The organism is Bacillus sp. RC51, assembly GCF_044908115.1.
In the GTDB taxonomy this organism is placed as follows: Bacteria; Bacillota; Bacilli; order Bacillales; family Bacillaceae_G; genus Bacillus_A; species Bacillus_A mycoides.
Genome location: NZ_JBIYCW010000001.1, coordinates 335382 through 348452, shown reverse-complemented (window position 1 = coordinate 348452; position 13071 = coordinate 335382). Strand labels below are relative to the sequence as shown.

Here is a 13071-nt window from a genome sequence, read left to right as displayed (position 1 = left end):
ATTTCGTAGTGTTTCATTAAAATAAATTTTCATTCAAAATGCATTTCCTACTTTTTGGATGTTACAAAGTTAAAGGAGAGCAGAATATGAAAATAAGAAAAACTCCTATTATTTTTATCCCAGGTCTTTTCGGTTCAATGAGTAATATTATTATTCCTGGTACCGGTAATTGGAACTTTGGGCTTTCTTCGTTTATTTATGAACCATTCATTATAATGTTAGAAAGTATCGGCTATGAACGAAATAAAAACTTGTTTATCTGTTTTTATGACTGGCGTCAGCGTATTGCTTTTTCCACTCAAAAATATTTATTAAAAACAATTGCCTATGTTAAAAAATTTACAGGGTGCGACAAACTAAATTTAGTTTGTCATAGTATGGGTGGACTTCTTGCACGTTCTTACGTTCAAAGTGAAGAATATGAAAATGATGTGGAGCAACTTATTATACTCTGTACACCAAACGCTGGATCTCCCCCCAATTATAGTTATTGGACTGGAGGTGCTCTCCCAGTACATACATCTTCTAAAATAAATATCGTTCATTTTTATATGGAACAGTACATTCACTACGTAAGCACCTTACACAAAATGAATAAAGTTGAAGCGATACACCGTTACTTTCCAGGATTACAAGATGTTATTCCTTGTAAAGATTACGGAAATTATTTATTTATAAGATCCGGCTCTGCTATTACATTTCTTCCTTATAGTAAGATGAAAACGAAAAATCCATTCCTCGATACATTAAATGCAAATAGATTTATTATAGAGAAAAGAAATATTGAAACTACACTCATTGCAGGAGATGGAGTAGAAACGATTCAATATCTACAAGTCGTCCCTTCACATTCAAAACTGGAATGGACAGACGGAAAAGTCGCCGGTGATATACTTACAAAATATGGTGATGGTAACGCTGTTCTGCATAGCGTTTTTCTTCTAGAGGGAAATAAATATGTTGTGCATGCTTCACATAACGAAGTGCTCTACAAAAGCATTCCTATATTACAAAAGATACTTTAAATTACGAATACAAAAAAGGTGTGGCATTGCGCCACACCTTTTCATTAAATGAAGTTCCTTGCATCATTATTTCTTCCAAACTTATAAATCGCAATTAAGAAAAACGCTATCGCAAAGGCGAATAAGATTAGAATATTTAAATACAACTCTGAAAACGGAATTCCTTGCTGCAACTTCGAAATCGTGTCCATTAGCCAGCGTTGCGGTAAAAAATCAGCTATTTTTTGTACTGTTTTCGGCATAATATCATATGGAAAATAACATCCCGCTAATAAACATGTCGGTACAATAACAACATTTTGCATCGCATTTGAAGCAGTTGAACTTTTTGAAAAAGACACAATGACTAATGATAAACCAATTGCGATTAAAGCAAATATCATGAGTACACCAATCATAACTGTGAAAGGCATATTTATATTCGTATGAAAAACATTCGTCATAAATAATACTGCAATTACAATTTGTAATGTTAATATAATCATATTCACCGCGACATTAGATAATATAAATTTCTTTCCATCTATCGGTGTCGATAATAACCTAAAATACGTTCTGTTCTCTTTTTCTTTTAATATAAATCCTGATAAGTTCATCGCTGAAAATAGCATAAACATAATAAGATAACCAATCGTTTGATTTGTCATATCCTTATTTTTCGAAGTATCTTCAAGTGTCTCTGCTTTTACTTTAAATGAACTTTTTTGATAACCAGCGTACATACTATTAAACGTACTTTGATCCGCCCCTGCCACTTTACTAATCGCAGCGATGTTATCAACATAGTTATATAAATACGATTTTATAAATCCTGTTACTTGATCGCCTTTAATCGATGAAATCTCAATATGACTCGGTTTCCCTTCTCGAACACTTTCAGAAAAACCAGACTGTAATGTAATAACACCATCAAGTTTTTTTGAAGTGAGTTTATCCTCCACTTCAGATTCCTTAATTTTACTAACATTTACATGATTGAGTCCTTCTAAAAATTTCACTGTATCATTTGCGATAGGTTGATTTTCTTTATTTATAACCCCAATATTTAACGTTCCTTGCCCTACATTCCCATATATCGAAAAGGAAATGAGCGTTCCTATTATCGGCAAGCTAATAATAATGAGTAACCCCTTTTTATTTTTCAGAAGCACAGATAACGTTTTTTGTATGAGCCATAAAATATCTTTCATACTATAGCCCCTCCCGTCTACGTAATGCAATAATCGCAATTAATAAGAAGATTGCTGAAATCCCAAGATTTAAAGATATTACCGGCAGTGCCGCTCCTACATCATTTGCATAAATAATTTTCATAATAGCTGTGTTTGCCCACGTTAATGGTGATAAATTCGTAACGGAATTTTCTTCCACTACGAAATACGCACCACCAAAAATAGACGCTAATTGCACAACAACCATAATAATTGCTCTAGATGCCTCACCTGTTTTTGTAATAAATCCGATTCCTAAACCGAAGCTAATTGCTAGAAAGACTTCTGTTAGTAAAATAATAAATATGATTCCAAGATGGTCGCCCCAATTCGCTTGAAAAACAAATTTACTAAATAAAACGACGAGTAATAGACAAAGTGCATTCGCTACAAGACTACCGAGCACTTTCCCAATGAAAATTTCAGCCTTACTTATAGGTGCTGCAATTAAACGATCTCCTGTTTTACGTATTCGTTCTCCTCGAATTAAAAAACTCGCCCCCATTGCAGCGTACAGTGCAATCATCGTCGTCATTACAACCGCATAGTAATCCATAGAACCTGGTTTTTTAGCAGCTTGTAAAGATGTTTCTTTAATATAATCATTATGATTTCCGTTTGAAATAACTGCGCTAACCTTACTCGGATCTACTTTTGCAACTTCGGCCACTACGTTGTACTTATCAACAAATGTTGTAAGCATGCCTTCCACAATACTTCCCTCAATACTACTTTTGTCACTTCCGTAAAATTTTGCACCATCTTTATTTAACTCTACATAAGCAGCATATTTATTTTGCTTCACTTCTTCTTTCCCATCTATACCTTCGGAAGCCTTTTTAAAATGAATACCTGATTTATCGACTTCTTTTGTAAATGCTTCAAATGATTGAGAAAACGTGCTACTCGCTTCATCTTTATATAGCACTTGTATATCCTTAAACGATTGACTATCGCTATTAAATGCGTTACTTAACGCTGTTCCTAATACAAGCATAAGCACAATCGGAAATGCCAACATAAAAACTAAGGTTCTTACGTCCCTGAAATCTCTTTTAATGTGCATAACTGCAATATTGAAGATGTTCAATCGATGAACCTCCCTTTACTTTTTCTTCATTTACCTTTTATTTATCTCGTAAGTTTCTTCCGGTCAACGTAAGGAATACAGTTTCTAAGTTCGGAGCCTGCTCCTCTAACGAACGAATTTCAATGTCATGATTAATAAAGTGTTGAATAATTTTATTTAAATTATTTAATCCTGCATCAGAATTTACTTTGATTACGTTCTCTTCAATTTGAACAGCTTTCACACCGTTTATCTCTTTTAATTTTTCAACGTCTAGATTTTCTACTGACTTCACTTCAATCCAAATGTCTTTCGTATCGGTAATAATCGCTTTTAACTGTTCTTTCGTTCCTTCTGCAATTACTTTACCGTGATCGACAATTGCTATTTTCGTACAAATCTCTTCTACTTCTTCCATGTAGTGACTCGTATAAATAATCGTACTTCCCATTTCATTTAATTTTCGGACAGACTGGAGAATGTAGTTTCTTGACTGCGGATCAATTCCAACTGTCGGTTCATCCATAATAATTAACTTCGGTCTATGAGCGATTGCACAAGCGATATTCAGTCTTCGTTTCATCCCGCCAGAAAAGTTTTTCGGATAACTTTTATGTTTATCACTAAGGCCTACAAATTGAAGTGCTTCCTCTACTCTCGCTTTTAGCTCGGCTCCTCGTAATCCATACAATCCAGCAAAGAATTTCACATTTTCATAGGCAGTTAACTCTTCATAAATCGCAATATCTTGCGGAACGATACCAATATTCATTTTCGCAAATCGATTATGTTTCTTTATATTTTTTCCTAGTATACTAATTTCACCTTCATTACTTCTTAACAAACCAGCAATCATATTAATCGTTGTACTCTTACCAGCACCATTCGAACCTAAAAAGCCAAATATTTCTCCTTCTTTAATAGATAAAGACATATTATCTACCGCGATGAAATCACCAAATTTTTTCGTTAAATTTTTAATTTCCAATGTGTTCATCATTTCACCCCTATTTCGGTTTCTCTGCTTTTATCCCGCATCAACGGTCAGTAAGACTCCCACCTCAAAATTCAGCTGGTGCAATGAAGTTAGGTGGGAGTCTTACTGACCGTAAAAATGCCCGATTGGTTCAACTAACAATCAGCGGGGAAAAACACCCCCCACTGATTGAAGTTTCACTTTATTATAAACAAAAAGAATGAACCTGCTCAGTGCAGAAGTTCACTCTTTTCACATGAGATGATTCACTTTTTTCATATGAGATGATTCATCCTCGTCTCATCCTCTTATATCGGCAATAACATTGTTACTGAAAAACCACTTGTTCCATCTACAATAATTTTTCCGTTTACTGATGCTGTTCGCTCCTCCATCCCCATAATACCGAGGCCCTTCTTAACAAGAGCTGCACCTTTACCATTATCCTTCACTTGTACTTTCACCATCTTGTTCAGTACATGAATATCTATTGAAATGACTGTCGCATCAGCATATTTCATCGCGTTTGTTAGTGCCTCCATAACATTTTCACCAATAATCTTCCACTGAATTGGTGAAATCATATCTAAGTTCCCTTTATATACGAATGGAATATTTATATCATGCTTACCAGCAAATTCCTCTATGAATAATTTCATACGATGAATACCAATTTGCTCTGTTGGTGGCTTCATATTTTTTAATGTAATCCGAATGCTTTCAATTCCATCTTTTGAAATATGAATGGCATTTTGTAATAATTCCGCAGATTTTTCTTTATCTATTTCCATTAATCTCTTTGCTGCTTCCATTTGAATTAGTGCACCTGTCATTGAGTGACCGATTTTATCATGAATTTCTTGAGATAGTCGATTTCTTTCCTCTAATTTAAATGTGTATTCAGATTGCCTTATGTAATCTTTATTTTCATTTAAGCTTTTCGTAAGTCTTTGTATGTCTTTTCTCATTTTATCATTTTGCATTTCTAGTTTTAATAATCGTGCTATATAGCGGTGAGCTATCGTTAAGGAAAAAAAACAAAATGCACTAATAAGTCCATACGTCATTTGAATACCTTCACCTATAAAAATAATAGGAAGAATCATAATGAAAAAGATTAACCATTTCTTTTTTATGTAATAATTTGCAATTTCATATAAGTTCAAAGGTAAAAATAAAATAAAAAACGGATGAACCTTCCATGTAAATAACATAACTACGCCAATTGACACACAAGTTAATATGTTTTTGTACGTATCTTTTTTAAATATAGAGATCAACACATTGACAGAAAGATATAAAAGCAAAGTAAGTATAATCCACGGTAAGTTCGTAACATTTAAATGAATGTAGCTAAACACTATATATAAAAAGACAATAAGTTTACTTACAGTTAACCAAAATTCCATAACATTAATCTACTTTCCCTGTTAAGTAATAAATCGCAATTTGCGTGCGATGTTCTAGTCCGGTTTTCCCTAAAACTGATGTAATATAATTTGCAATCGTTCCTTCAGATATGAAAAGTTGCTTCGAAATTTCTTTATTTGAGAAACCTTTCGCAATTAATGCGATAATACTAAGCTCTCTTTCTGTGAAAAGGCTCTTATCAATTTTAGATTCTTCCTCTTTACTTTCCATTAAATTAGACTTAATTTTATCAAGCACTACATCTTGCATAACAGTTTGACCGTTATAAACTCCTTTTATCGCATCACGAATACGCTCCGGATCATTATTTTTTAATAAATAACCTTTCGCTCCGTTTTTTACTGCGTCCAAAATATATTCATCATCATCAAATGTCGTTAAAATGAGAGGCTTCGTTTTTGTCTCTTCACAAATTAACTTCGTCGCCTCTACCCCGTTCATGTTTGGCATACGAACATCTAAAAGCGCAATATCAACTTCATACTTTTTACAATACGCTACAGCTTCTTTTCCATCATTTACAGTATCTAATACTTCAAACTCTTCATATGTATTTAAAATAATTTTCATACCTTCTCTAATAAAAGAATTATCGTCCGCTATTAATATTTTAATTTTCATGTTTGTTAGTATGGACCTTATCCTACTAACATTCACATCCTTTCTCCATGTAGCATTTCCTCTTTGCTCATTATATACTTCTCTTTACCATTTTTTCACACCTTTTTCATATAGCCCTCCTGCTAAAAATATATTATTCTTTTTTTATAACATGTGTAGGGTGACTTATCATTTCTTACGTCTATATAATAGAATGCGTCAAAAAGGAGGGAGAGACCGATTGAGGAAAAACAATTAGTTGCAAAAGCACAGCAAGGAAGCGAACATGCTTTTCGTATCCTTGTACAAACATATCGTCATTATATTTTTCAAGTTATCTTTTCCATTTTAAGACATGAAGAAGATGCTAAAGATGTTACACAAGAAGTATTCGTAAAAATTCACGCCTCTCTCCCAAATTATCAATTTCGCGGATTAAAAACGTGGATGGCACGTATTGCCACCAATCACGCTATTGATTATAAGAGAAAAAAAGCTAGAGAAAACGAAGAACTCTCCTTATGTAAAGAAACTGCGGAAAATATAAAATCCTCTCATAATATCGAGGCATTATTATTGACGAAAGAGCAAAAATTACTCATTGCTCAAAAACTGCGAGAACTTCCCGACAATTACCGTGACGTCGTTCTCGCACATTACTTAGAAGAAAAAAGTTATCAAGAAATTGCTTTGCAAGAAAATATTGAAGTGAAAACAGTCGAAATGAAACTGTATCGGGCAAGAAAATGGATTAAAAAACATTGGAAGGAGGAAGAGTTTCTATGATGCATTATTCAAAAGAAGATTGGCGCAATTATACATTAGATGTTATATCAAACAATGAACGTGAATCTATGGAAGAACATCTTTATGAATGTGATCATTGTTTAGCACTTTATATGGAAAGTATTGATGAACAACATGAAAACCTTCCAATGATAAATGATGATTCATTTACGAACGAAGTTATGACGCAAATTAATTTTGAAACACTACAATCTAATGAAAATATAAAAACAAACTCACTAAAGCGCACAATTATTCACTACATAATTGCGACTGCGGCTACAATTATTTTTATGGTAAGTGGTTTATTCCAGTATATTTTCACAGCGACATCAAATTTCGAGAAATCTTCAAAACATAACGAGTCTTCTATCTCACAACAAATTGTAAACAAATCGGTAGACACATCAAAAAAGGACGGAGGTTCAAAGCATGAATAAAAATCCCTTTTTAGCACTTGTGTTAGGGCTAATTCCTGGGCTTGGACATTTATATTTAAAGAAATTTGGACGATTTATTTTATATAGCGGCGGGGCTTTATTTCTATTTATCCTTGCAGCATTTTGTACAATAGCATTAGGAGCGCGTGATATTGCTTTTCTTTCTCTATTTTTACTAGTCGTGTTATGGGCGATCAATTTATTAGACTTAGTTATCACTATTATTAATCAATCGAAAAAACAAGCAGCCGGAGAATTTATAGAGTCCTCTAAAGAAAGCGAACGATTTTATATCATTCTTCTATCAATCATTCCTGGGCTTGGTCATTTTCAATTAGGACTTATGCAACGCGGACTTACATTTTTAGTCGCTTGCACAGGAATCGGAAGTATGATTATATTCGTTGCACTCTTAACATCTCAAGGAAGTTTCCTTATCTTTCTTATTACATTACCTGTTTTATGGATTTATAATTTCTTCGATGTTGTTCAACAACTACAGAAAAAAGAACGCGGCGAGCAATTAGTGGATCGTACTATTTTTGAAGAATTTGAAGAGCACCGAGAACAAGGAAAGAAAAATAAAACATTCGCTTCCATTTTAGCAATGTTTCCTGGAGCAGGACATATGTATTTAGGCTTACAGCGCCGTGGCCTTCAGCTTATGGCAGCCTTTTTACTATCTATTTATTTGCTCGACTTATTAAGACTTTCTGCGTTTTTATTTTTAGTACCAATCATTTGGTTCTATAGCTTTTTTGATGCGTTACAGCAAACTGCAAAATACGGAAAAGAACGTGTAAATGACGAACCTATCATTGACTATTTTATCAATCATCAAAGATGGATCGGTATTGGGTTAATTACACTCGGTGGTTATTATTTATTAGATCAAACAGTCCTTCCTATTTTGAATGACTATTTTGCAACTATATTTAATATTCATCTTAGCGAACTATATTATCGCTATTTCCAAACATCTATCGTTGCTCTCCTTTTAATTGGTGGCGGCTTTAAATTGTTACTTGGAAATAAAGAAAACAAAGGTGGTACAAACGAATGAGAACATGGCGCGTTGGAACATTCTCAATGGGGCTCTCCATTATTACATTAGGTTGCTTTTTACTATTTTCAGTCGTAAAAGGAGTTCAAGCATTAGATACATTAACAGCCTGGTGGCCTGTTTTACTTATCATACTTGGCGCTGAAATTTTATTATACCTTCTATTTTCTAAGAAGGAACATTCATTTATTAAATATGATATTTTTAGTATTTTCTTTATCGGAGTTTTAGGAAGTGTTGGAATTGCTTTTTACTGCTTATTATCAACTGGATTGCTAGAAGAAGTTCGTCATTCTATTAACACAACTAGACAAACGAGTAATATTCCAGACGGACAACTTGATATACCTGAATCTATCAAAAAAATCGTAGTGGATGCGGGGCATCACCCTCTAACGATAGAGGGTGATAATACAAATCAAATTCATCTTTTTGGAACATATGAAATGACGACAAAAACAAATGAAAAACCTAATTTAAAAAGAGATGATTTCCTTTCAGTTCAAACGGCTGGAGAAACGATGTATATAACGTTAAAACCATTACCGGTTCAGCATACGTTTTTTAACTTCGCACCACAGGTGAAACAAACACTCGTTCTTCCGCAAAATAAAAATGTAGAGATCCGCGCTTCGAATAACGAACTATCTCTTTATCCAGGTCAATTACAAAATAATTGGTTTGTACAAAACAGTTCAAACGTATCTGTTCATTTAACTAAAGAAAGTGATGTTTCTTTAACAGCCGTAACAAATCAAAAAGAAACTCACGGAAACACACCTTGGGAACAAGTAGAAGATTTAGCGAAAAAAGAAAATAATTCTTCAGAAGAAAATCCAGAATTAAATGGGCAAGAACATTGGTATAAAAACTCGATAAAAACAGGAAATGGAACGTACAAATTAAATATTGAGAAAGCTTATAATTTAAATATGAGCGTTATCGAAAAATAAGAAACCTTCCACAATTGTGGAAGGTTTTTCTCATATAATCGCTTTTATTCCTTCTAAAATTAATCCAATCATAAAACCACAAACAGCCCCGTTCACACGAATCCACTGCAAATCTTTACCGACATTATTTTCAATCATTTCGATTAATGTTTTATCATCTAACTTATCAAGGTTTTCTTGCACAAGCTTTCCAATTTTCGAATGATTCTTTTCAACAATAGTAACAACTTGTTTTTGTAACCAATCTTCTATTTTTTGAACAGTCAATTCGTCTTCTTTTATTTTATTCATTTGTGTTTGTAAGAATGGAACAACATATTTATCAGCAAATTCTTCATTCTTCACAAAAGTAACTGCCCTACTCTGTACTTGCTCTAGCATCTCTTTTATTTTGTCAGTAGCATCCCAATTTGCAATCCATTTTTCTTTCCACTTCTCTAATTCCTGTAATAAAGATTCATTTTCTTTTACATTTATAATCTCTTGACGAATTTTCGCTAATATAAGTTGCCTTGTGCTATTATCTGCATCTTGTAAGCTGTTAATATTGCTAATGATAAACTTCTGCAAAATGCCGCCGATTTTATCCTCATCAACAATATTCATAAACGATTTCAAAGTAAACTGTAGGAATCCATCTACTTTTATGTTTTCCATCGCCTTCATGCCTAAGCTTCCGAGCTGATAACGTGCTTCATCTTGAGCTGTCCAATCTTTCACTTTTACTAATATGTAATCAAGTGTTTTTTCATCATATTCTTGCACTACTAATTGATCCACGAGAACTTGTAATATGTTACTTGTATTAATTGTATGCAAATACGTTTTTAATTCTTTTTCAATAATAACTGCTAATTTTTCCGTATCTATTTGAAGAATCGCTTTCTCAGCAATTGTTACAATTCCTTTTTTCACAGCGTCAGACTGTAACTCTTTCTCAGCAATTTGCAGTACCATTTGTGCTAGCTGCATTTCTTTTACTTTACTTGTAATACTTTCTTTCGTCAGCCATTCATTTTCTAACGTAGAAACGAGTCCCTTTGTTACCCGCTTACGATTTTTTGGTAATAATGCTGTATGTGGAATTGGAATTCCCAACGGATGACGGAATAAAGCTGTAACCGCAAACCAATCCGCAAGTCCACCAACTAACCCAGCTTCAAATCCCCCTTGTATAATCTCCCCAGCTACCGTTCCTTGAAAAGGGATTGAAGCCGCAAAACCTACGCCCATAACCCCAAGCGAAATACCCGCTATATATTTAGTCTGTAATGACATCGTATACACATCCTCTTATTATGTAAAATAAAGCTGTTTTGTTATATTTAATCGATATGAATAATCCTTTATAACTATACTATAAAGAACTAATGTGAAAATAACAAAGATTTTTATGTACATGAAAAAATGAGGCTTTAAATCGCCTCATTCTTCCTTACTCTGCTTTCGTTAATTCCGAACCTTTTTTATAATAACCACTCATCACGTCTTCCGGAACCATACTCCCACCAGTTCCCCACACAATATGAGTACCTTTCTTCACCTTCTCTGTTAAATGTTGTTTTTGTAAATACTCATTTTCAGCTTTACATACATTCAACGGCCCTATCATACCCGCTAATGCAGAAGGCTCTAAATAAATATTTTCAGTATCAGCCAGTTCTTTTAATAATCTATATAACTCTTCATCACTTACTGTGTAATTTCCACTCAAAAATGGTTCCATCGTTTTACCGACAAATCCAGATGGTCTTCCTACCGCAAGTCCATCCGCATCGGTTACATTATCAATTCCGATATCTTGAACGGAAATTTTATCGTGAAGCCCTGTCATTAAACCGAGTAACATACATGGAGAGTGCGTAGGCTCAGCAAAGAAACAATGCACATTGTCTTTGTACAATAACTTTAAGCCGAATGCTACTCCGCCGGGTCCACCACCTACCCCGCACGGAAGATAAACGAATAAAGGGTGTTCTTCATCTACTACAATCTCTAACTCTTCTAATTGTTTTTGTAAACGTGACGCCGCTACTGCGTATCCTAAAAATAAATCATGTGAGTTTTCATCATCAACAAAATAACAGCTAGGATCTGCATCTGCTTGCAGTCTTCCTTCTTCTACTGCTTTACTATAATCAGCTTCATATTCAATAACGTTTACACCTTTACTTCTTAATAAATCTTTTTTCCATTCTTTTGCGTCTGCCGACATATGAACAGTCACATTAAAACCTAATTTCGCACTCATAATACCGATGCTAAGCCCTAAATTGCCAGTAGAACCTACTGCAATTGAATACTTCGCAAAAAAACCTCTAAATCTATCATTATCTAAAATTGAATAATCATCTTTCTCTGTTAACATTCCATGCTGAAGTGCCAGTCGCTCTGCATGTTTCAGCACTTCGTATATTCCGCCTCTAGCTTTTATTGATCCTGATATCGGAAGCCCGCTATCACATTTTAATAGTAATTCCCCTAAAATAGGTTGCCCATAACTTTTCTCTAAAGATTGTTTCATAGAAGGTATTTTCACTAAAGGTGATTCTATAATACCGCCTGTTTCCTTCGTTTCAGGAAATACTTTCGCAATATATGGTGCAAAACGCTTTAATCTCTCTTCCGCGTCTTTTACATGTTCTTCATTAAGTGGCGAATTTTTTATTGCTGTTTCATACTTTTCCATATTCGGGTTTATCCAAAATACTTCTTCTGTTGCGATTAAGTTATTTACTAGTGGATATTGCTCTTTTAATGCCTCTATCTCCTTCATTCCTCTTCCTCCTCATATCCTTGTAGCTAGCCATATAATAAATTATAATTAAATTAATTTTAATATAGTTTAACATAAATAATTCATTTTAGTTAATTTTAATTTAATTTATTTAAATATAATTTAATAATTATTAAGGAGCATTTATTATGGAAAATATAGATATTGGTAAAAAGATTGAAAAACAAAGAAAAGAAAAAGGATTAACTAGTAAAGAATTAGCAAAGATGGCCGAAATCACACCATCAATGCTTAGTCAAATTGAACGTGGTTCTGCTAACCCTTCTATTCAAACATTAAAGGTACTTGCAAAAGCTCTTGATGTTCCAACATTTAGTTTTTTACTTGAAGAAAATAATACAGACGATTTAATTGTACGTTCTCATAAAAGAAAAAAAATGATTATCGATAATTTATCATATGAATTGTTATCACCTGATTTCACAGGAAATTTAGCAACAGCAATTATGACTATCCCACCAAATACTGCTTCATCAGAAAATGTTCTAGAACATAAAGGTGAAGAATTAGCATTTGTATTAGACGGAAAAATCACATTGCACTTAAATGAAGAAGAATACACATTAGAAACTGGTGATAGCGTAAAAATACCAGCTTATTTAAAACATAAATGGGTAAATCAATTCGAGAAAAATGCGATTGTTTTATTTTCTGTTACTCCGCCGATTTTTTAATTCATATGATGATACAAAAATAGCCATGCTCTCCGTGCATGGCTAT

At 33.5% G+C, this 13071-nt stretch carries 13 protein-coding genes; 6 read left to right on the top strand and 7 right to left on the bottom strand.

Features of this window, described 5'->3' with window-relative positions; all coding sequences use genetic code 11:
- Positions 1-86: 86 nt before the first annotated feature.
- On the top strand, positions 87-1025 hold the full coding sequence (locus ABH959_RS01865) for an esterase/lipase family protein (RefSeq protein ID WP_404492211.1): 939 nt from the start codon (positions 87-89) through the stop codon (positions 1023-1025).
- 44 nt (positions 1026-1069) lie between these two features.
- Here the strand turns inward: ABH959_RS01865 and ABH959_RS01860 are convergent, their stop codons facing one another.
- From ABH959_RS01860 to ABH959_RS01840, 5 genes are all read right to left on the bottom strand, one after another.
- On the bottom strand, positions 1070-2215 hold the full coding sequence (locus tag ABH959_RS01860; protein WP_113938075.1) for an ABC transporter permease: 1146 nt from the start codon (positions 2213-2215) through the stop codon (positions 1070-1072).
- A gap of 1 nt (position 2216) precedes the next feature.
- Complete coding sequence (locus ABH959_RS01855) at positions 2217-3326, bottom strand: ABC transporter permease (protein ID WP_113938074.1); 1110 nt, start codon at positions 3324-3326, stop codon at positions 2217-2219.
- Between the two features lie 37 nt (positions 3327-3363).
- Positions 3364-4302, bottom strand: coding sequence for an ABC transporter ATP-binding protein (locus tag ABH959_RS01850; protein WP_002148977.1), 939 nt, complete (start codon positions 4300-4302; stop codon positions 3364-3366).
- A 287-nt stretch (positions 4303-4589) separates the two neighbouring features.
- Positions 4590-5690, bottom strand: a complete 1101-nt coding sequence (locus ABH959_RS01845; protein WP_078203058.1) for a sensor histidine kinase — start codon at positions 5688-5690, stop codon at positions 4590-4592.
- A gap of 4 nt (positions 5691-5694) precedes the next feature.
- A complete protein-coding gene (locus tag ABH959_RS01840; protein WP_002012250.1) occupies positions 5695-6333 on the bottom strand; it encodes a response regulator transcription factor in 639 nt (212 codons plus the stop codon).
- Between the two features lie 219 nt (positions 6334-6552).
- On the opposite strand from ABH959_RS01840, the gene ABH959_RS01835 reads away from it, so the two are divergent.
- Genes ABH959_RS01835 through exsE form a run of 4 tightly spaced genes read left to right on the top strand, consistent with a single transcriptional unit; the run spans position 6553 to position 9554 of the window.
- Entirely contained in the window at positions 6553-7098 is a 546-nt protein-coding gene (locus ABH959_RS01835) for an RNA polymerase sigma factor (RefSeq protein ID WP_307897080.1), read from the top strand.
- Positions 7095-7538: a hypothetical protein gene (locus ABH959_RS01830; RefSeq protein WP_002086380.1), complete on the top strand. Its 444-nt coding sequence runs from the start codon at positions 7095-7097 to the stop codon at positions 7536-7538. The genes ABH959_RS01835 and ABH959_RS01830 overlap by 4 nt, the downstream gene beginning before the upstream one ends.
- Positions 7531-8601, top strand: coding sequence for a hypothetical protein (locus tag ABH959_RS01825; protein ID WP_113938072.1), 1071 nt, complete (start codon positions 7531-7533; stop codon positions 8599-8601). Before ABH959_RS01830 ends, ABH959_RS01825 begins: the two co-directional genes overlap by 8 nt.
- Positions 8598-9554, top strand: coding sequence for an exosporium protein ExsE (exsE, locus tag ABH959_RS01820; protein ID WP_002141220.1), 957 nt, complete (start codon positions 8598-8600; stop codon positions 9552-9554). Before ABH959_RS01825 ends, exsE begins: the two co-directional genes overlap by 4 nt.
- 30 nt (positions 9555-9584) lie before the next feature.
- On the opposite strand, the gene ABH959_RS01815 is transcribed toward exsE, so the two are convergent.
- Entirely contained in the window at positions 9585-10832 is a 1248-nt protein-coding gene (locus ABH959_RS01815; RefSeq protein ID WP_002086386.1) for a DUF445 domain-containing protein, read from the bottom strand.
- 157 nt (positions 10833-10989) lie between these two features.
- Positions 10990-12330, bottom strand: coding sequence for a D-serine ammonia-lyase (locus ABH959_RS01810; protein WP_404492210.1), 1341 nt, complete (start codon positions 12328-12330; stop codon positions 10990-10992).
- A gap of 149 nt (positions 12331-12479) precedes the next feature.
- Between ABH959_RS01810 and ABH959_RS01805 the strand changes: the two genes are divergently transcribed.
- Positions 12480-13025, top strand: coding sequence for a helix-turn-helix domain-containing protein (locus ABH959_RS01805; RefSeq protein ID WP_002012259.1), 546 nt, complete (start codon positions 12480-12482; stop codon positions 13023-13025).
- Positions 13026-13071: the final 46 nt, after the last annotated feature.